The organism is Fodinicola acaciae (genome assembly GCF_010993745.1).
GTDB lineage: Bacteria > Actinomycetota > Actinomycetes > Mycobacteriales > HKI-0501 > Fodinicola > Fodinicola acaciae.
This window is the reverse complement of the sequence record NZ_WOTN01000003.1, coordinates 761,957-782,324: the sequence shown is the minus strand read 5'-3', so window position 1 is coordinate 782,324 and position 20,368 is coordinate 761,957. Positions and strand designations below refer to the sequence as shown.

Annotated in this window: 14 protein-coding genes and 1 pseudogene; 10 read left to right on the top strand and 5 right to left on the bottom strand. The window is 71.6% G+C overall.

Annotated elements, in window-relative coordinates:
• Positions 1-52: 52 nt before the first annotated feature.
• The 3 genes from GNX95_RS29925 to GNX95_RS29915 all read right to left on the bottom strand — a co-directional run bounded on the left by GNX95_RS29925 (position 53) and on the right by GNX95_RS29915 (position 4,202).
• Positions 53-2,965, bottom strand: a complete 2,913-nt coding sequence (locus tag GNX95_RS29925) for a helix-turn-helix transcriptional regulator (RefSeq protein WP_163511041.1) — start codon at positions 2,963-2,965, stop codon at positions 53-55.
• 253 nt (positions 2,966-3,218) lie between these two features.
• On the bottom strand, positions 3,219-3,452 hold the full coding sequence (locus tag GNX95_RS29920) for a DUF3107 domain-containing protein (protein ID WP_163511040.1): 234 nt from the start codon (positions 3,450-3,452) through the stop codon (positions 3,219-3,221).
• 87 nt (positions 3,453-3,539) lie between these two features.
• Positions 3,540-4,202, bottom strand: a complete 663-nt coding sequence (locus GNX95_RS29915) for a TetR/AcrR family transcriptional regulator (protein ID WP_163511039.1) — start codon at positions 4,200-4,202, stop codon at positions 3,540-3,542.
• Positions 4,203-4,301: 99 nt separating this feature from the next.
• Here GNX95_RS29915 and GNX95_RS29910 point away from each other — a divergent pair, with 99 nt between their 5' ends.
• The 4 genes from GNX95_RS29910 (at position 4,302) to GNX95_RS29895 (ending at position 8,308) form a co-directional block, all read left to right on the top strand.
• Complete coding sequence (locus GNX95_RS29910) at positions 4,302-5,324, top strand: alpha/beta fold hydrolase (RefSeq protein ID WP_163511038.1); 1,023 nt, start codon at positions 4,302-4,304, stop codon at positions 5,322-5,324.
• Between the two features lie 70 nt (positions 5,325-5,394).
• Positions 5,395-6,288 carry a DUF3152 domain-containing protein gene (locus tag GNX95_RS29905; RefSeq protein ID WP_163511037.1) on the top strand — a complete coding sequence of 298 codons (894 nt, stop codon included), beginning with the start codon at positions 5,395-5,397 and terminating at the stop codon, positions 6,286-6,288.
• 484 nt (positions 6,289-6,772) lie between these two features.
• Positions 6,773-7,936, top strand: a complete 1,164-nt coding sequence (gene moeZ, locus GNX95_RS29900) for an adenylyltransferase/sulfurtransferase MoeZ (RefSeq protein WP_163511036.1) — start codon at positions 6,773-6,775, stop codon at positions 7,934-7,936.
• A gap of 36 nt (positions 7,937-7,972) precedes the next feature.
• On the top strand, positions 7,973-8,308 hold the full coding sequence (locus GNX95_RS29895) for an MGMT family protein (protein WP_222854040.1): 336 nt from the start codon (positions 7,973-7,975) through the stop codon (positions 8,306-8,308).
• A gap of 223 nt (positions 8,309-8,531) precedes the next feature.
• Here GNX95_RS29895 and GNX95_RS29890 read toward each other — a convergent pair whose 3' ends face one another.
• Positions 8,532-9,677 (bottom strand): hypothetical protein, encoded by a 1,146-nt coding sequence (locus tag GNX95_RS29890; RefSeq protein ID WP_163511035.1) that lies wholly within the window; start codon positions 9,675-9,677, stop codon positions 8,532-8,534.
• 283 nt (positions 9,678-9,960) lie between these two features.
• Between GNX95_RS29890 and GNX95_RS29885 the strand changes: the two genes are divergently transcribed.
• From GNX95_RS29885 to GNX95_RS29875, 3 genes are all read left to right on the top strand, one after another.
• On the top strand, positions 9,961-10,323 hold the full coding sequence (locus GNX95_RS29885; protein ID WP_222854039.1) for an SPW repeat domain-containing protein: 363 nt from the start codon (positions 9,961-9,963) through the stop codon (positions 10,321-10,323).
• Between the two features lie 83 nt (positions 10,324-10,406).
• Positions 10,407-11,030, top strand: a complete 624-nt coding sequence (locus GNX95_RS29880) for a TetR/AcrR family transcriptional regulator (protein WP_163511032.1) — start codon at positions 10,407-10,409, stop codon at positions 11,028-11,030.
• 126 nt (positions 11,031-11,156) lie between these two features.
• Positions 11,157-12,296, top strand: coding sequence for a hypothetical protein (locus tag GNX95_RS29875; RefSeq protein ID WP_163510241.1), 1,140 nt, complete (start codon positions 11,157-11,159; stop codon positions 12,294-12,296).
• A gap of 58 nt (positions 12,297-12,354) precedes the next feature.
• Here the strand turns inward: GNX95_RS29875 and GNX95_RS29870 are convergent, their stop codons facing one another.
• Positions 12,355-13,227, bottom strand: coding sequence for an SMP-30/gluconolactonase/LRE family protein (locus GNX95_RS29870; protein WP_163511030.1), 873 nt, complete (start codon positions 13,225-13,227; stop codon positions 12,355-12,357).
• Positions 13,228-13,292: 65 nt separating this feature from the next.
• On the opposite strand from GNX95_RS29870, the pseudogene GNX95_RS29865 reads away from it, so the two are divergent.
• From GNX95_RS29865 to GNX95_RS29860, 3 genes and pseudogenes are all read left to right on the top strand, one after another.
• Positions 13,293-15,491, top strand: a pseudogene (locus GNX95_RS29865) (ATP-dependent helicase); the annotation flags it as partial.
• Between the two features lie 255 nt (positions 15,492-15,746).
• A complete protein-coding gene (locus GNX95_RS44455) occupies positions 15,747-16,544 on the top strand; it encodes a RecB family exonuclease (protein WP_425483930.1) in 798 nt (265 codons plus the stop codon).
• Positions 16,545-17,041: 497 nt separating this feature from the next.
• Positions 17,042-20,323, top strand: coding sequence for an ATP-dependent helicase (locus GNX95_RS29860; protein ID WP_163511027.1), 3,282 nt, complete (start codon positions 17,042-17,044; stop codon positions 20,321-20,323).
• Positions 20,324-20,368 lie beyond the last annotated feature (45 nt).

Below are 20,368 nucleotides of genomic sequence, written 5' to 3'. Positions count from 1 at the left end.
AGGGGGCAATTTACCCACATAGGTACGACAGTTTCGCGTTGTAGCGGGTAGGTCAGTCGGTCAGGTGGGCGACCAGTTCGGCTCGGGAGGTGACGTTGAGTTTGCGGAAGATGTTGGAGACGTGCGTGGTGACGGTACGGACGCTCACCACCAGGCGGTCGGCGATCTGCTGGTTGGTCAGGCCGGCGCCGATCAGGCGTGCGATCTCGGTCTCGCGGGTGGTCAGGGTCTCGGCCGGCTGGTCAGGGGCGGTGCCGCGGGGCAGGTCGGTGACGCGGCGCTGGCGGCCGATCCGGCGCAGCTTGCGGACCGTGATGCCGTGCAGCTTCCGCGCGCCGCAGCTGTGCAGCAGTTCGGCCGCCTCCTCCAGGCGTACGCGCGCGGCCGGCTGGTCGCCGGCGGCCAGCAGGCTGTCGGCCTCGATCAGCAACGACCGGCTCGCCTCGTGCCGCATGCCGGCCTCGCGAAACAGGACCGCCGCCTCGCCGGCCAGCGTCGCCGCGTCGGTCGCGTCGCCGGCCGACAGGAGGACGTTCGCGCGCGCGAGCCGGGCCATGCCGACCTGACCGGGCAGTGCCGGGTCAGTGGTCGACTCGGCCAGCTCGGCCCAGCGCGCCGCCGCCTCCGGGTCGTCGCGTCGCAGCTCGGCGCGTACGAGCAGCCGATAGCCAAATGGACGCGGCAACAGCGCATGCAGTGTCGACTCGTCGTGTCCGGACATCATGATCCGCCGGCACTCGTCGGCGCCGGTGTCGCTGCCGTCGACCAGCATCGCCTCGGCCGCGAGGATCAGCGCCGCGCGCGACCACCAGCTCGGGCTCGCCATCACCATCCTGGCGTGCTCGGCCAGCGCACGCCGGTCCGGCGCGACGCCGAGTACGGCGTTGACCCCGGCATGCAGGCAGTGCGCGATGCCGCGCAGGTAATGGCTGCCGGTCAGCTCGGCCGCGTCGACCATGTCCTCGGTGCACGCCAGCGCCTCCGGCAGCCGGCCGAGCAGCCGGTACGCGACCGTCAGCGTGACCCCCATCTGGATCACCAGATAGCTGCGGCCGCTGCGCCGCGCCACCGCGAGGCCCCGCTCGGCATGGGTCACCGCGGCGGTCAGCCGGCCGAGGTCGAGCTCGCCGGCGGCGACCCGGGACGCGGCGTGCGGATGGCGCGCCAGCTCCTCGTCCGGCAGTGCGTCGACCAGCTCGGTGGCCAGATCGGTGAGCCGCCGGCCCTCCAGCCGGTCGCCGACGGCGTTGGCGGCCACGGCGTGTACGCCGACCGCGGCGGCCTCCAGCGAGGCCAGTCCGTGAGCGCGCGCGAAGCCGGCGATCTCGGCCAGCAGCGGACGGTCGCGGCTGGTGATCACGCCGTCGACGGCGCTGCGTGCCAGCTCGAGTTTCAGCTCCGCGGTGGCGATCTCGGCCGGACCGGCCGGCTCACCCGGCACCCGTACGCCGGCCGCCAGCCGGCTCAGCTCGCCGGTCAGCAGCAGCCGCGCCACCTCGTTGCGGCCGAGCAGGCGCTCGATCTGCGCCGCCAGCAGCACGGCACGGACGCGCTGCTCGCTGTGTCCGGTTGGCAGCCACCGCAGGACGTCCCCGATCAGGCCGCGAGCCTCGTCGAACCGGCCGTCGGCGGTCAGCGCGGTCGCCAGATCGATGCTCAGCTCCCGCCGCTCGGCGGCCGCTCCAGGCGCGTCCGGTGTGAGCCGCAGCGCCGCGGCGAGAAAGTGCGCGGCCGCCGCCGGGGCGTACGCGCCGGTGTGCTTCGCCGCCCAACGCAACACCTCGACGGTCTCGGTGTCGCCGGGGTCGGCGGAGCGTACGAGGTGCTGCGCGCGCAGCAACGCGGCCGTGTCGCCGGGTCGGGCCGCGAGTGCCGACGCCGCGCGGCGGTGAGCGCCGAGCCGCCAGCTGGCCGGTGCGCACACGTACGCGACGTGCCGCACCAGCGGATGCCGGAACTGCATCCGCCGGCCGTCCTCGGTGACCCGCAGCAGGTCGCGCGCGAGCAGCTGGTCGAGCACCTCCATCGCCTCGGCCTGGCTGAGCTCGGTCACCACGGCGACCAGCTGCGGATCGACCGGGTCGCCGGCGACGGCCGCGGCGTACGCCACGAGTGCCTGCGCCGGCGACAGCGCCGACAGCTCCGCGCTGATCACCTGCCGGCTGGCGCCGGAGACCGCCGGCATGCCGGTCAGCGGGTCGGCCGGCGCGGACCGCAACGCGTGCAGGTAGAACGGGTTGCCGCCGCTCTCGCGGTGCAGCACGCGACCGCGCGCCGGACTCACGTCCGGGCCGAGCAGCTGGCTCACGTCGGTGACCGACAGCGGACCGAGCTCCAGCCGGGTCAGGCCGGCGTTCTCACCGGCCATGCTGGCGACCAGCCGTGCCGGCACCTGGCTGGGACGGTATGCGGTGACCAGCAGCAGCGGAGCGCGCGGCGGATGACGGCGCAGGTGCTCAAGCAGCTCGATCGACGCTGGGTCGGCCCAGTGGACGTCGTCCAGCGTCAGGACGAGGCCGTGGTCGGCGGCCAGCTGTTCGAGGAGCGCACGGATGGCGCGGTGCATCCGGTATCGCTCGGTGATGAGCTCGTTGCCGGCCGGCGCCGGCGTACTCACCGCCACCGCCGGAAACACCGCGGCCAGCAGGCTGAGCCGGTCGGCACCGAGCCCGGCCAGTTCGTCCGGCGGCAGCTCGGCCAGGTGGTCGTCGAGCGCGTCCACGATCGCCGCGAACGGGATCGGCTGCTCGAACTCGGTGGCGCGTCCGGCCAGCACCAGATGCCCGCGTCGCCGCGCCGACGACCGTACGCTGCGCAGCAGGTGGGTCTTGCCGATGCCGGGCTCGCCGACCACCTCGACGGTACGCGCGGCCGACCCGCCGCCGAGCGCGTCCAGCTCCCGGTCCAGCAGGTCGAGCTCCTTCTCGCGACCGACCAGCTCGTCGGCGGCGGTTCCGCCAAGCACGTTCCGCATCATTCCGGGTAAGGGTCGCCTTGGTCCACCTCAGGCGCCCGCCGCCCCACCTCCCTGACCGAAAGGTGGCACATGTCATGCCGGTCGGATACCCGCTACGGCGCGAAACTGTCGTACCTGTACGTCAATCTGAGCCCCCACCCAGATCGGGGCGGGGGGTGGGTTCGCGTGGAAACTCACATACATAAAAACGAGCACGCCAAAACGCCACCACGCGCGCGTGGTGGCGTCTGGACGTACGAGCTCAGCTGGCCGCGAAACCGACCCGGCGGGTCGCCGACTCGGCGGCGATCTCCACATACGCGAGTTTGCCGGCCGGCACCAGCACCTTGCGGCCCTTCTCGTCGGTCAGTGCCAGCACGCCGCCGTCGGCGTCCGACACCGCCGCGGTGACCGCCCGCTCCACCTCGGCCGCCGACTCCGCGCTTTCCAGCACCAGCTCGCGTGCGGCGAACTGGACGCCGATCTTGACCTCCACCTGTGCGGCCTCCTCCGTGACGTGCGTTGTCCGCTACCAGTCAACCACCCGGTGACCGCAAACAGGCAGCAGCCCTGAGCGAACAGGCTACGGATGCCGCGGAAACCCGGAGATGCCGCGCCAGCTGACCGCCGCCATCAGCTCGATCGCCTCGGCCTTGGGCACGGCGCGGTCGGTGGCCAGCCAGGACCTCGCCGACACCTGTGCGGCGCCGATCAGGCCGGTGGCGAGCAGCTCGGCGTGCTCGCGCGGCAGGCCGGTGTCGGCCGCGATCGTGTCGGCGATCGCCTCCGCGCAGACCCGGTTGCCGCGGTCGACCAGCTCGCGTACCGCCGGGTCGTTGCCCAGGTCGGTCTCGAAGACCAGCCGGAACGAGCCGTCCTCGTTGTCCACGAACTCGTAGTACGCCTCGACCGCCTGGTGGACGCGCAGCTTGTTGTCGGTCGTGCTGTCCAGCGCCCGCTTCACCTGCTGCACCAGCTGGTTGGTGTGCGTCTCCAGCAGCGCCAGATAGAGCTCCATCTTGCCGGGAAAGTGCTGGTAGAGCACCGGTTTGCTGACGCCGGCGCGCTCGGCGATGTCGTCCATCGCGGCGGCGTGATAGCCCTGCGCGACGAACACCTCTCGCGCGGCCTGCAGCAGCTGCGCGCGGCGCGCCGGTCGCGGCATCCGCGCCGGCGCCGTGCGTTCGCCGTTCTCCGGCGTCGCGGTGCGGGCCGACACGCCGTTGGTCAGCGGCTCGGTGCTCATCCGGCTCCCACCTGCTCCTTCTGCTGCTCCGCGGCCGGCCGGCCGAACGGGTAACACGAACTGAACACGACATTACTAATGGGTAGCTATCATCGCGAGATGCTCCTCTACCGACCCGCGACCGTATCCGGCCCCGCGCCGCGGCCGGCGCCGCTGATCGCCGACGAGGAACTCCCCGACCTCACCCAGTTTGCCAACGGCCGCGCGCTCCCGCCGTGGCCGGCCCGCACCGCCGATGTCGACGGTACGCCTGTGGTGATCCGGGAGACCCCGGGCCGCGCGGGCGCCGAACCGGCGTTGTACGTGCATGGACTCGGCGGATCGTCGACCAACTGGACCGACCTCGCCGGCCTGCTCTCGCCGTGGCTGGACGGCCAGGCGATCGACCTGCCGGGGTTTGGCGGCAGCGGCCGGCCGCCGGGTGGCGACTACAGTCCGGCGCGGTTCGCCGAGACGGTCATCCGGTCGATCGAGCTCGCCGGCCGCGGCCCGGTGCATCTGTTCGGCAACTCGCTCGGTGGTGCGGTGTCGGTACGCGTGGCCGCCACGCGACCCGACCTCGTCCGTACGCTCACACTCATCTCGCCGGCCATGCCGCCGCTTCGCATCGGTCCGCTGCAGCTGCGGATGCTGCCGGCGGTGGCGCTGCCGTCACGTGGCCAGTGGATCGACAAGGTCGCCAGGACCGGCGACCCGGCGACGGTCGTCCGCGAGGTGATGGCGCGTTGCTACGCCGACCCGGCGGTCGTACCGCCGGAGCGTGTCGAGGAGGCGATCGCCGCCGTCGTGGCGCGGCGTGAGCTGCCGTGGGCCACCGAGGCGTACATCCGCAGCTTCCGCCAGTTGGTCGCCAGCTACATGGCCAGCTACGCGGCGATCCCGAACCGGTCGCTGTGGTGGCTGGCCCGCCGGATCGAGGCGCCGACGCTGGTCGTGTGGGGGCGCGCCGACCAGTTGGTGAACGTACGGCTGGCCATGCGTACCGCGCGGACCATTCCGGACAGCCGGCTGATGGTGCTCGGAAACGCCGGCCACACGGCGCAGATGGAACGCCCGCGGCTGGTCGCGCGGGCCGCCGTCGCACTTCTGCGGGAAGCGGTGCCGTCGGCCGTCGCTGCCTGATGCGACTCGCCCAGATTGTCCCTAACGGAACAGAACGGTCACGCCATGGCACCCTAGGACGGTGACTCAGGTGACCGACCGGGGGGTCGATCGAGGCGCCGGCCGGCCGGCGTCGGCGCGCCGCTCGCGGACCAGCCGCGAGCGGGTCGTACGCGATCGGGTCGAGCGCCGCCAGCAGCAACGTGTCCGGCAACGCCGGCGCGGTGCCGTACTCGCGCTGCTCGCGGTCACCCTCCTGCTGGTCGGTGTCGACCTGACCAACGGTCTGCGCGGCGGTTCGGCGTCCGGCGAGCCGACACCGACTCCGAGCCAGGCGCCGTCACGCCAGGCCGCGCCACCGCCGGCCGCCGGCGTGCCGACGCCGTCTCTCGCACCGTCGGCGGGGGAGAGCCCCGCACCCGCGACGGTGGTCGACCAGGGCGCCGGCACCTTCACCGTCGCGCCTGGTGGCACCGGTGTGGTGGGCGCCGGCAAGCTGCTGACCTACCGCGTCGAGGTCGAGAACGGCACCAACCAGGACACCGCCGCCTTCGCCGCCGCGGTCGACAGGATCCTGGACGACCCGCGGTCCTGGACGGCCACGCGCCAGGTGGCTTTCCAGCGGATCAGCACCGGGACGCCGGGCGTGACCATCCGCCTCGCGTCACCGAAGACCACCGACCGGCTCTGCTATCCGCTCGACACCGAGGGCTACACGTCCTGCCGGGTCGGCAACAACGTGGTGATCAACCTGGCCCGCTGGCTCACCGCCGTCCCCGACTTCGCCGGCCACCTCACCGAATACCGCCAGTACGCGGTCAACCACGAGGTCGGCCACCGCCTCGGCCACGGCCACATGGCCTGCCCGGCCGCCGGTCAGCTCGCACCGGTCATGCAACAGCAGACCCTCGGCCTCAAAGGCTGCCGGATGAACCCGTGGCCGTACGTCAACGGCCAACTGGTCACCGGCCCACCGGTCCCCTGATTTACCCGCTACGGCGCGAAACTGTCGTACCCCCGTGCCAATCTTGGCCCCCACCCAGATCGGGGCGGGGGGTGGGTGAGAGGCCTTTCGCCTTGACGAAAATTTGCGTCATGGTGAGCCTCTCGACCCACCCCCCACCCGACCACTGGGTGGGGGCAACTTTGGTCGAGGGGTACGACAGTTTCGGCGACCCCTCGGCGTGTCCGGGGGCACGCAAGGGATCCCGCGCGTGTCTGGCGCCCGTATTCCAAGATCGACATCTCTCGACATCGCATGTCCGCGGTCTGACCTATGGCGTGGGGAATCCGGGTCGAACGCGGCGTGAGATGCGGGATTTTCCCGCACTCGATGAGCAAGGGACACGGCGGCGCCGACTGTGCCGCCGGACTCACGCCTGCACCCACAGCGCATCAGCGGTGGGAAGATAGCGGCACCTGGGGTGGTTGCCCCGTAAAGGCACCCGTACGACATAGGAGGAGCCGTCGTGGCGACATTGCCACCACTGGTCGAGCCGGCCGACGAGCTGACCGTGGACGAGGTCCGCCGGTATTCCCGGCACCTGATCATCCCTGACGTGGGGATGGCCGGGCAGAAGCGGCTGAAGAACGCCAAGGTGCTGTGTATCGGCGCGGGTGGCCTCGGTTCCCCGACGCTGCTCTACCTGGCCGCCGCCGGAGTCGGCACGCTCGGCATCGTCGAGTTCGACACCGTCGACGAGTCCAACCTGCAGCGCCAGATCATCCACGGCCAGTCCGACATCGGCCGCTCCAAGGCCGAGTCGGCGCGCGACTCGATCCGCGAGATCAACCCGTACGTCAACGTCGTCCTGCACGACACGCGGCTGGACAACGACAACGTGCTGGACATCTTCAGCCAGTACGACCTGATCGTGGACGGCACCGACAACTTCGCCACCCGCTATCTGGTCAACGACGCCTGCGTGATCCTGGACAAGCCGTACGTCTGGGGCTCGATCTTCCGGTTCGACGGCCAGGTCAGCGTCTTCTGGGACTCGCAGGGTCCCTCCTACCGCGACCTCTACCCGGTGCCGCCCCCACCCGGCATGGTGCCGTCCTGCGCCGAGGGTGGCGTGCTCGGTGTGCTCTGCGCGTCGATCGCGGCCGTCCAGGCGACCGAGGCGATCAAGCTGATCACCGGCATCGGTGACACGCTGCTCGGCCGGCTGACGATCTTCGACGCGCTGGAGATGAAGTGGCGCGAGGTGCCGATCCGCAAGGACCCCAACGCGCAGAAGGTCACCGAGCTCATCGACTACGACGACTTCTGCGGCGTGGTCACCGAGGAGGCCGCTGACGCCGTCAAGGGCTCGACGATCACCGTCAACGAGCTGAAGGACATGATGGACTCCGGCAAGGAGTTCCAGCTCATCGACGTACGCGAACCCAACGAGTACGAGATCGTCCGCATCCCCGGCTCGGTGCTGATCCCCAAGGACCGCATCCTGCGCGGCGAGGCGCTGTCGGAGCTGCCGCAGGACAAGCCGATCGTGCTGCACTGCAAGTCAGGGGCGCGCTCCGCCGAGGCACTGGCCGCGGTGAAGGCGGCCGGCTTCAAGGACGCCGTACACGTCCAGGGCGGAGTGCTGTCCTGGATCAAGAACATCGACCCCTCGCTGCCGGAGTACTGACCCGTACGATCCGGTGGACGACGCGAGGGGTGAGACGTGACGCTGCCGACCGAGTACGCCGAGGCCGTGCTGGACATCGTGGACCGGATCCCGGAGGGCCGGGTGATGACCTACGGCATGATCGCCGAGGTGCTCCGCGAGGTGTTCGGCCGTGGCTCGGCGCGTACGGTCGGCACCGTCATGTCCCGCTATGGCGGCGGCGTGCCGTGGCACCGCGTGGTGGCCAGCAACGGCCGGCTGCCTCCGGGTCACGAGGCCGAGGCCAGGGCCCGGCTGATGTCGGAGGACGTGCCTTTCCGCGGACAGCACGTGGTCCTCGACGAGACGCGCTGGTGGCCTGACGCCGAGGACATCATGGCTGTGGAGCGCTAAACGCACCTTTTGTCGGTCTCGTTGTTGGTCGCATGGCCACCATGCGTGCGCTGGACGCACGTAAGGGGTCCATGCGACCACCGGCCGACCGCAGGATGTGGCTGATGTGGCTGGCGAGGCGAATTTTGCAATTGCTTGCAACCTCTCAGACCCACCCCCCACCCCGTTAGGGAGGGGGACATCTACTCATGCGGGTATGACAGTTTCGCGTTGTAGCACCTACTCAGCCGAGTTTCTGGCCGGAGTGTTGGGTGTGGAGGCGGCGCTCGGTGGCCGTGGTGGATGACGACGCGGGCCGGCCATAGCCGGAGGGCCAGCGGTACGTGCCGGCGGTCGGCTTGGGCTTCTCCACCACGATGGGGTGGTCGCGCGCGTACGGGTCCTTGCGGATGCCGGTGACCTGCCAGCTGACCTTGCCGTTGGCCGGTGCGCCGGCGATGGTGAAGCGGTTGTCGGCGATCTCGGCCGCGACGTGCAGGTTGGGCGCCGGGGCGCCGATCGCGGTGAGTTGATAGCGGAAGTCGCCGTTGAGCAGGCCGAAGTACGCCGGCAGGCTGACGGTCGCGTTTCCGTCGGCGTCGGTGGTCACCACGCCGTCGTAGACGGTCTTGGCGTCGGGGGAGGCGACCAGGCCGTGGTTGAGGGTCTTGTTGGCCGGGTCGGCCGGGTCGTCGATGGTCATCGTGGCCAGCTGGTTGGTCAGCGTGCCGGTGATGTCGACGTCGCCGTTGAACTGGCCGTCGCCGTCGGCGGTGATCGCGACCGTGTTGCTGCGCGAGTAGACGCCTTTGCCGCCGACCGTGGTGAACGTGTAGAAGTCGGCGCGGGTGCCAGTGAGGTTGACCGGATAGTCGGCCGCGACGTCCACGCCGATGGAGAACGGCAGCGCCAGATTGGCGGTGGTGGCGCCGCTGCCGACGACCTTCAGCGCGGTGTTGCGGCTGGAGTTGCTCTGCAGCAGCATCGCGCCGCCGTTGCCGGTGGTCGTGGTCGAGGCGTTGACGATGGCGCCGTACGCGTTGCTGTTGGACGCCGTCGCGATGATCGCGTTGGTGCCGGCCGACGAGATCGCCGCGCCGGTGCCGGTGCCGCCGTTGCAGGTCAGCGCGCGGCCGGAGGTGCCGGCTGCGGAGTTGACGACGGCGAGTGTGCTGCCGGTCGTCGCCGAGGTCAGCGACGTCTGTGACGTGCCGGCGTTGTTGCCGGCACCTTGTACGACCGGCTGTCCGGCCGCCGCCGAGGCGGCCCCCGGCAGCATCAGCGCGCCGGCCGCCACGCCTGCTGTCACGCCGGCCACCCCGGCGATCAGCCCGCGCCGGCTGGTCGGCTCGTCGCCGGCCTCGCTGAGCTGCCTGGACTGTCCGGCCATCGCGGTGCTCCTCCGGTGACGACGTACGCGTGTTCCTGCGCACCGTACCAAGCGACGCACGATGCGTAACCGTTGTCTGGCCGCGTTTTTCCGCCGACACTCGCCGCTTTTCATTGCCAACCACTACAAACATGATGGTGTCAGGACGAATCTCCTGATCCGGCAGGTGGTGATGATCACCCGAATGGCGAGCTGTCACACGCATAATTCCGATGCATACTGGAGTTGACCGGACGGCCAGTCAAGCGCTGGCCCGATGCTCATCCTCTGGAGGTGGTCGGTCATGGCGAAGAAGTGGACCCGGTGGCAGGACTGGGTTGCTCTCGTCGTCGGGGCGCTCGTCGCGCTCTCGACAATCGTGGTCAGCACTGCCGGCGAACCCGGCGCGCTCGCCACGATGATCGTGCTCGGTGTGCTGATCGCGCTCGTGTCGCTGTATTCGCTCTACTCACCGGGGACGGTCGCCACGGAGTACGTCAACGTGGTGCTCGGCGTGCTGTTGTTCCTGGCCCCGTTCGTGTTCACCTACACGGCACTGGCCGGCGCGGCCTGGGTCTCGTTCATCGGCGCGATTCTGACCGTCGCGGCGAGCATCTGGGCTCTGCCTTACAGCAATCGCGCTCACAAGGAACTCGCCCAGCACTGAGCGAGTTGCGTCTGTCAGTCAGGGTTCCTACGGTGGCGGGGCCGGCGTTGCCGGCCCCGCCGGCTGTTGTCAGGAGGGTTGTCATGGCCAACAAACCGCCGCGGCGGCCGGACACCGCGACCGAGACCGACGTGGACAGCCGGGCCCGCATCCTGGACGCCGCCGAGCGGCTGTTCGCTGCCAACGGTTTCGACGCGACCGCGGTGTCGAAGATCTCCAAGGCGGCACACGTCCCCAAAGGCCTGGTCTTCTACTACTTTCCGGCCAAGACCGACCTGTTGGTGGCGCTGGTCAACGAGCGGTCCAACCAGGCGCACCTGGACGAGGCGGCCGGGCTGACCGTACGCGGTGACATCGTGGCCACACTGCGTCGCGTGGCCCGCAAGTTCGACGAGTGGAACGCGTCGTCCTACACCGCGCGGCGGATCCTGACCCGCGAGGCGGAGACGCATCCGGAGGTGCGCAGCGCGCTCGCCGCGGTGCACGACACGCTCGCGCAGCTGGTACGCGACAGCGTCTCGGCCGCGGCGCTGGTGGCGATCGAGCCGGGACGGCTGGCCGCGCTCGCCGACTGCTTCGTGTCGTCGCTGCTGCAGGGGGCCAACCGTACCCACCTCGGGATGCCCGGGTGGGACACCGAGGCGATCGTCGAACTGCTCGGCGCGGCGGTGCAGGGACGGTCGGCGGCGGCGCCGAACGGAGCCTGAAAACCGACCCCGATTAGACGAACCTCAGGTTCATGTGCTGTCGTTTCAGGCGTGAGTCAGCCACCCCACCGCGACGAGCCGGACGGCACGCAGCGATTCGACCCGTTTAGGGACGATGAGTCCGCTGTGGATCGTACCCGTCGCGAGTCGTCGCCTTCCGGCGGCTCCGACGGCACTCAACTGTTCGACCCGTTCCAGGACCCGGACCCGCCGTACGAGCCGCCGACGGACCCGCCGGCCGGCCGGCCGGATCCGGACGCCACCGCGCGCTACGGGCTCGGTGAGTCGGACGTCACCCGACCGGTCACGCCGGCGCAGGGCCCCGGCGGCCCCGCCGGACGGCCGCGCAACGACGACCGTACGACGATGATGCCGTCGGCCGGTCCCGGCGACGAGTTCACCAAGCCGCTGTCGCCGGGGGCCGGCCAGCGCGAGATGTTCCCGGCCGGCGACCGCACCGAATACCTGCCGCCGGTGCCGCCTGGCGCCACGCGCGCGACCGCGAGCGTGCCGCCGACGTCCGGTGGACCGGCCGGCGGCCGCACGTCGGTGATGCCGCCGACCTCCGGTGGCCCGGTACGCGCCAGCGCCTCCGTGCCGCCGGCCGGTGGCTACGGCGGCGGTGGCGGCTATGGCGGCGGCGGTGGTGACGACTACGGCGGCGGCTATGGCGGCGGCTATGGCGGCGGATACGACGACCGCGATGACGACGACTTCGGCGGCCGGCCACCGAAGAAGAACGGCGGCCGGATCGCGCTGATCGTCATCGGCGTGATCCTGGCGATCGTGCTGGTGACCGCGCTCGGCGTGATCGCCGGTACGGCGTTCTTCGGCGGTCCGCAGGCGCAGCCGTCCCCGACGCCGACGATCGCGGCGACCTCGGCCGCGCCGACGCAGAGCGCGAGCCCGAGCCCGTCGAGCAGCCCGTCCGGCCTCGGCCCGAAGGTCATCTCGTTCAGCGCGCCGGCGCGGGTGGACTGCAGCGGCGGCTCGGAGACCCAGGTGCAGCTGCAGTGGGAGGTGCGCAACGCCGCCAAGGTCGAGGTGCGGATCGACGGCAACAAGATCGACGACTATCCGGCCGACAGCCCGCCGCAGGTGAGCTTCCCCTGCGACAAGGTCGGCCACCGTTACACGATCTACGCGATCGCCGACGACGGCACGAAGAGCAAGTCGCGCTCGGTGTCGGTGCGGCCGAAGGTCAACGACACGGGCGGCACCACCACCGACGGCAACGACACCGGCACCACGACCGGCGGCAACTAGACCACGCCGAGGGTGACGTTTGGCGACCGCCAAACGTCACCCTCGCGTTGGTTGCCGGTCAGGCGGCGCGTACGGCGACCGGGATCGCCAACAGCCGTGCCTCGCGCGCGGCAGACCGCGCGTGCTCGTCGAAGTCCGGCGCTGTGCAGGCGAACAGCGTCCGCCCGTCCGAGCCGCCGAGCGCACAGGCGAAGACGGCGCTGCCGGGGCTGACCTCGTCGGTGATCCGGCCGCCTTCGACCACGCGGATCAGCCGTCCGCCGGTCGCGTCGGCGATCCACAGGCCGCCTTCGGCGTCCAGGCAGCTGCCGTCCGGCGCGACGGCGAGCTGCGGCAGCACCTTGTCGATGGCCCGCTGGGTCGGCAGCGGTCCGAACTCGGCCCAGATGCGCCGGTTGGCCAGCTGCCCGTCCGCGGTCAGGTCGAAGGCGCTGACCCGGTTGCCGAAGGTCTCGTTGACCAGCAGGACGCCGTCGTTGGTGATCACGCTGCCGTTGGCGAACCACAGGTCGGTGGCCACCTCGGTGACCGTGCCGTCCGGGTCGACCCGGTGCAGCGCGGCCGGCTCGACCGCCGCGCCGGCCATCAGGTCGAAGCCGAAGTTGCCGACGTACGCGCGTCCCTGCCCGTCTACGGTCATGTCGTTGAGATGCCCGGTCGCGTACGCGCCGAGGTCGGCGTGCTCGGCGAGTGTGCCGTCCGGCTCGCGCCGCAGCAGCTTGCGGTCGCGCATCGAGACGATCAGCAGCCGGCCGTCCGGCAGCCAGCCGAGGCCGGACGGCTGGTGCTCGACGGTCGCCTCGGCGCGCTGGTCGGATCCGTCCTCCCGAGCCGACACCACCTGGTGGGTGTAGAAGTCGGAGAACCAGATCCGGTCGTCGTGCCAGCGCGGGCCTTCCAGGAACGAGAAGCCGTCGATCACCGTGATCATCTCGCTCCCCCCTTCTCGGGCGGTGGTCATCGCATCGTCGCCTCCGCGCCAACCGGTGTCAAAGCGTGGGCGGCGGGTCCTGCGAGGTTTGGTCGGCACGGCGTGGTTCGATCACTGGTGTGAGTGGCCAGAAGGCTTCTTACCGGCTGGTGCGCGCGGCATCGCCGGTTGTGCCGCCGGAGCCGCCGGCGCGAGAGCCCGACGGCGATGCGCCGCGTCCGGCGGTCGAGCCGCTCATCTTCGATCCCGGCCAGCGTGCGGTCATCGACCACGCGAGCGGTCCGCTGCGGCTGCTCGGCGGTCCCGGCACCGGCAAGACGACCGCGCTGGTCGAGGCCGCGGTGGCGCGGATCGAGTCGGGCGTGCCGCCGGAAAAGGTCCTGCTGCTGGCCTTCGACCGGCGTACGGCCGCGGCGCTGCGTGAGCGGATCGCGCGCCGGCTCGGCGGGGTCAGCGGCGAGCCGACGGCCCGCACCTGGCACTCGTACGCCTTCGCCGTCCTGCACCGCCGCGCGGCCTCCTTCGGCGAGCGCGCGCCGCGGCTGCTGACCGGTCCGGAGCACGACCACGTGATCCGGGAGCTGGTCGCCGGCGACCTGGAGGACGACCCGAAACGCTGGCCGGCCTGGCTGCATCCGGCGCTCGGCACGCGCGGGTTCGCGCGCGAGCTGCGCGACCTGCTGATGCGCGCTTCCGAGCGTGGCGTCGGGGCGTCGACGCTGCGTCGCTGGGGCCGCGAGCACGGCCGCGCCGACTGGGGCGCCACGGCGAAGTTCATGTCGCAGTACGCGGCGGTCACCGCGCTCGCCGACGATGCCGCCTACGACCCGGCGGAGCTGGTCAGGGCGGTGCTGGACACGTTCGCCGCCGACGCGGAGTTCGCCGAGCGCGAGAGCCAGCGGTTCACGCATCTCTACGTCGACTCGTACGCGGAGGCCGATCCGGCGCAGGAGGCGCTGCTGCGTGTGCTGGCCGGTGGCGCCGAGTCGGTCGTCGTCGCCGGCGACCCCGACCAGGCGGTCTACGCCTTCCGCGGCGGCACGACCGCCTGCCTGGCGCGTTTCCCGGACCGGTTCGCGCGCGGCGACGAGCCGGTGCCGACCGTCACGCTGGACACCTGCTATCGCGCCGGCGCCGAGCTGACCGAGGCCTGGGCCAGGGTCGCGATGGGGATCCGCGGCCGGGTCGACCGGCGGCCGCTGCCGTCCGCGGCGCCGCATCCGGACGGCCAGGTCGAAGCGCACGTGCTGCGGTCGGCCAGCCAGCAGGCGTCCTACGTGGCGCACCGGCTGCGCCAGGCACACCTGACCGCCGGCGTGCCGTGGAACCGGATGGCGGTGATCGTACGGTCCACCACGCAGTCGTTGCCCGGCCTGCGGCGCGCGCTGCTGGCCGCCGGCGTGCCGATGACCGCGCACGCCGAGGAGCTGCCGCTGGTCGCCCAGCCGGCCGTACACGCGCTGCTGGAGGTGCTGCGGCTGGCCAGCCGGCCGGACCAGTTCACCGTGGACGACGCGATCGCGTTGCTGGCCTCGCCGGTCGGTGGCGCCGACAGCCTGTCGCTGCACCGGCTGCGCAAGTGGCTGCGCCGGGTCGAGCTGGCCGACGGTGGCCTGCGCGGCTCGGCCGAGGTGCTGCGTGCCGCGCTGGACAACCCGGCCGAGCTGCTCGACGTGCCGGACCAGGTCGCGGCGCCGGCCGAGCGGGTCGCCGAACTCGTACGCGTCGCCCGCGAGGCCACCGCGCGCGGTGACGACGCCGAGCACGTGTTGTGGGAGGTGTGGTCGGCGACCGGACTGGCCGACAGGTGGGCCGCCGACAGCCGCGCGGGTGGCCGCCGAGGTGCGGCCGCCGACGGAGACCTGGACGCGGTCGTGGCGTTGTTCGACGCGGCCGCGCGGCTGGTCGACCGGTTGCCGCGGTCTGGCCCGGACGCGCTGCTGGACCATCTGCTCGGCCAGCAGGTGCCCGGCGACAGCCTCGCCGAGCGCGCGCCGACCGCCGACGCCGTCACGGTCACCACCTCGCACGCCGCGCTCGGCCGCGAGTGGGACGTGGTCGCCGTCCTCGGCGTACAGGAAGGCAACTGGCCCGACCTTCGCCCGCGTGGCTCGCTGCTCGGCTCGGAGATGCTGGTCGACGTGGTCTCCGGTGCGATCGGGGACGGACCGGCCGCGCTGAGCTCGGCCGGCGCGCTGGTCCGGCTGCTCGACGAGGAGCGGCGGCTGTTCTATCTGGCCTGCTCGCGCGCTCGCCAGCTGCTGCTGGTGACGGCCGTCGGCGACTCGGAGAACGAGCCGTCGCGGTTCCTGGACGAGCTCGTCCCCACCTGGGAGGAGCGGCCGCGGCCGGTCACCTCGGTGCCGCGTACGTTGTCGCTGCCGGCTCTGGTGGCCGAGCTGCGGTCGGTGGTCGTGGACGGCGGGAGGCCGTCGGCCGTACGCAAGGCCGCCGCCGAACAGCTGGCGCGCCTGGCCGCGGACGGCGTTCCCGGTGCGCATCCGGACGACTGGTATGGCCTGCTGTCGCAGTCCACCGACGCGCCGCTGAAAGGCGAGGGCGAGCTCGTACGCGTCTCGCCGTCGCGGGTCGAGTCGTTCGACACCTGTGCGCTGCGCTGGCTGCTGGAAGGCGCCGGCGGCACGACCGGTCCCGGCGGCGCGCAGGGGCTGGGCATGCTGGTCCACGACGCCGCGACGCTGGCGGTCGACGAGAACGTCACGTCTGAGCAGCTCGACGCGCGTATCGACGCCGGCTGGGACTCGATCGACGTCGGCGGTCCGTGGGTGGCCGAGAAGCAGCGCGAGCGCGCCCGCAAGATGGTGCGCAAGCTGATCGCCTGGATCCGCGCCAACCAGCGCGAGCTGGTCGCCCTGGAGGAGGGTTTCGAGATCCAGATCGGCGGCGTCGCGCTGCACGGCCGGATCGACCGCCTGGAGCGCGACTCCGACGGCCGCTTGGTGATCGTCGACCTGAAGACCGGCAGCAGTGCGCCGTCCAAACAGATGGCGGCGGTGAACCCGCAGCTGGGCGTCTATCAGCTGGCGATCACCGAAGGCGCGTACCCGTCACACGGCCACCGGCCCGGCGGCGCCGTACTCGTGCACCTCGGCACGTCGGCCAAGTCGTTCGTGGAACGTACGCAGCCACCTCTGCCCGACACCGACAACCCCGAGTGGGCCCGCGAACTCCTCGACCGTGTCGCCGAGGGGATGGCCGGCTCCGTCTTCACCGCCTCGGTCAACGACTACTGCTCCATGTGCCCGGTCCGCACGTCCTGTCCCGCCGACCCACACGGCGGCCAGGTCACCGACTAACTACCCGCTACAGCTCAAAACTGTCGTACCCCCCTGCCAGTCTGGGCCCCCACCCAGATCGGGCGGGGGGTGGGTTCGCGTGGTTACTTACCTACATAGAAAGTTGATCTTGGTCGGCCTCTCGCCGCACCAGCGAGCGCGATGTAGCGCTAAATGCCTGCTATGCCGGAATACTGCTCGCACGTACGGCCACCATGCGTGCGTCTGGCGCACGCAAGGCCCCCTTGCGTGCATAGGCCGTGTGACGTACGGGACCAAAGTGACTCACGAGGCGGGCGACCAAGATCATTTTCTGATTATGTTGGCAACCTCTCAGACCCACCCCCCACCCCGATCTGGGTGGGGGCAACTTAACGACACAGGTACGACAGTTTCGGGCTGTAGCAGGTAACTGGATGGCTACGGTTCGCACAATCGGAATCCGATTGTGACCTGGGAGGGCGACACGCCGGAGGGGCGTGCGGGTTCTGTCCGGCTGGCGTGGTCCCCTTAGTGGCATGACCGCGACGCTGGCGCTGGATCCGTTCCAGCTGGCCGAGCGGTTGCGGCTGCCCGCGCCGACCGACGACCAGGCGGCGGTGATCGGTGCGCCGGTGGAGCCGAGCCTGGTGGTGGCCGGCGCCGGGTCCGGCAAGACCGAGACGATGACCAGCCGCGTGGTGTGGCTGGTGGCCAGCGGAGCGGTACGCGCCGACGGCGTCATCGGCCTGACCTTCACCCGCAAGGCCGCGGCGGAGCTGGCGCAGCGCCTGCGCCGCCGGCTCGCGCAGGTCAGAGCGCTCGGCCTGGCGCCGGAGACGGTCGACGGCGAGCCGATGGTGAGTACGTACCACTCGTACGCCTCCCGCCTGGTCGCCGAGCACGGCCTGCGGATCGGCGTCGAGCCGTCGTCCCGGCTGCTCGGCGAGGCGGCCTGCTGGCAGCTCGCCTACAAGGTCGTGCACAGCTGGGACGGTCCGATGGACGCGGTCGACCTGTCGCCGGCCACGGTGGTGCAGGCGATCGTCGCGCTCTCCGGCGAGCTGGCCGATCACCTGGTCGACCCCGAGCAGCTGGACGACTTCACCAACGCACTGGTCGGCCAGGTCGAGGGCCTCCCGCGCAAGTACGGCGGCCCGCCGGACGCCCCGCTCGCGCCGATGGCGCGGGTCCTCAACCGGCAGAAGGCGCGCGTGCAGCTGCTGCCGCTGCTGGCCGAATACCAGCGTCTCAAGCGCGAGCGCGAGGTGCTCGACTTCGGCGACCAGATGCGGCTGGCCGCCGAGATCGCCAGCGCGGTGCCGGAGGTCGGCGCGGTCGAGCGGTCCCGGTATGCCGCCGTGCTGCTGGACGAATACCAGGACACCGGCCACTCCCAGCTGGTGCTCCTGAAAGGCCTGTTCGGCGGCGGCCATCCGGTCACCGCGGTCGGCGATCCGTGCCAGTCGATCTACTCCTGGCGCGGCGCGAGCGCCGGCACGTTGGCCCGCTTCCGCACCGAGTTCCGCACCGAAAACGACCAGCCGGCACCGCGATACGCCCTGCGTACGAGCTTCCGCAACAGCGCCAGCGTGCTGGCGGTCGCCAACCAGCTCTCTGGTCCGCTGCGCCGCGGCGGCCTGGACGTCGACGAGCTGATGCCGGGTCCGAACACCGGCGCCGGCCAGGTCAGCTGCGCCGTGTACGAGACGGTCGCCGACGAGACCGCGTCGATCGTCGACCGCGTGAGCAAGCTGTGGGCCGTCGACGCCGACCGGCGGGCGGCCGGCCAGCCGGGCCGCAGCATCGCCGTCCTGTGCCGCAAACGCACGCGCCTGGAGCCGGTCGCCGAGGCGTTGCGGCTGGCCGGCATCCCGGTCGAGGTGGTCGGCATCGGCGGCCTGCTGGCCACACCGGAGGTACGCGACCTGGTCGCCACCCTGCGGGTGGTCATCCAGCCGCGCGCCGGCGACGCCCTCATGCGGTTGCTGACCGGCGCGCGCTGGCGGCTCGGCGCTCGCGACATCGACGCGCTCGGCCGCTGGGCCCGCGTACTCGTCCGGCAGGCCCGCGGCGAGACCGGCCAGAGCCCGGTCCCTGGAGAGCTCGACGAAGTGTCCATTGTGGACGCTCTGGACCAGCTGCCGGGGTCGGAGTGGTTCTCCGCCGACGGTTACGCGCGGCTCAAGTCGCTGGCCGCCGAGCTGCGCGGCCTGCGCCGCCGCGCCGGCCAGCCGCTGCCGGACCTGGTCGCCGACGTGGAGCGTACGTTGCTGCTCGACGTGGAGGTCGCCGCGCGGCCGGGCCGCAGCCCGAGTACGGCACGCAGCAACCTCGACCGTTTCGCCGACGTCTGCGCGGAGTTCGTCACCGAGACCGGCCAGGTGACGCTGCCGGCCTTCCTTGCCTATCTGGAGGCCGCCGAGAAGGCCGAGCGCGGCCTGGAGGCCGGCGAGGTCGACGTCGACCCCGACCGCGTACAGCTGCTGACCGTGCACGGCGCCAAGGGCCTGGAGTGGGACGCGGTGTTCGTGCCCGGCCTGGTCGACGGCTTCTTCCCGGCCTCGGCCGGCACGCCGGAGTCGGCCTGGCTGACCGACATCTCGCAGCTGCCGTTTCCGCTGCGCGGCGACCGCGACTCGCTGCCGGTGCTCGACCTGACCACCGCCGACACGCAGAAGGACGCCGACGAGGCACGTGAGGCCTTCCGCGCGGCCTGCGGCCAGCGCGATCTGACCGAGGAGCGGCGGCTCGCGTACGTGGCGCTGACGCGCGCGCGGTCGGTGCTGGTGTGCACCGGCTATCGCTGGGGTGAGGGCAAGCAGCCGGTACGGCCGTCGGTGTTCCTGGAGGAAGTGCGCGAGGCCTGCGAGGACGGCGCGGGCACCGTGCTGGAGTGGGCCAAGGAGCCGTCCGAGGAGCACGAGAACCCGCTGCTGGCCGAGGCGCAGACCAGGGAATGGCCGTACGACCCGCTGGCGGCCCGCCGGCCGGCCGTCGAGGAAGGCGCGGAGCTGGTCCGCGGTGCGATGGCCGAGCTCGGGGTCGGCAACGCCAGGCAGATGGCGGACGCGTCGCTGCAGCCGAGCCTGTTCTCGATGACCGACATGCTGGAGCCGGTCGAGGCGGCGGTCGCCGACGGCTGGCGCCGCGATGTCGACCTGCTGCTCGCCGAGCGCGCGCGACGAGCGCGGCGCAACGACCTCGTGGTGACGCTGCCCGGTGAGCTGTCGGTGTCGCGGCTGGTGGCGCTGCGCCGCGACCCGGCCGAGCTGGCTCGCCGGCTGCGCCGTCCGATGCCGTACAAGCCGGCGCCGCTGGCCCGCCGAGGCACGGCTTTCCACGCCTGGCTGGAGAAGCGGTTCACCGCCGACGTGTTGCTCGACATGGACAGCATGCCGGGCGCGGCCGACGCCGACGCCGAGCCGGACAGCGAGCTGGTCGCCCTGCAGAAGGCGTTCGAGAGCAGCGAGTGGGCCATGCGTACGCCGCAGGCCGTCGAGGTGCCGTTCCAGATGGTCGTCGACGGCACGGTGATCCGCGGCCGGATGGATGCGGTGTTCCGCGACGACGACGGCTGGCAGGTGGTCGACTGGAAGACCGGCCGGCCGCCGACCGGCAAGGACGCCGAGGCGGCCGCGGTGCAGCTGGCCGCCTACCGGCTGGCCTGGGCCCGGCTGCGGCGGGTGCCGCTGGAGCGGGTCAGCGCCGCCTTCCACTACGTACGCGCCAACCGTACGGTCCGGCCGGCCGACCTGCTGGACGCGGCCGGCCTGGCCGCGCTCATCGCCTCCGTACCGGTCGCCGACGCCGACACCTGACGCGCTGGCCATGGTGATAAGTCGCGGCTAGATGATCATCGTCGG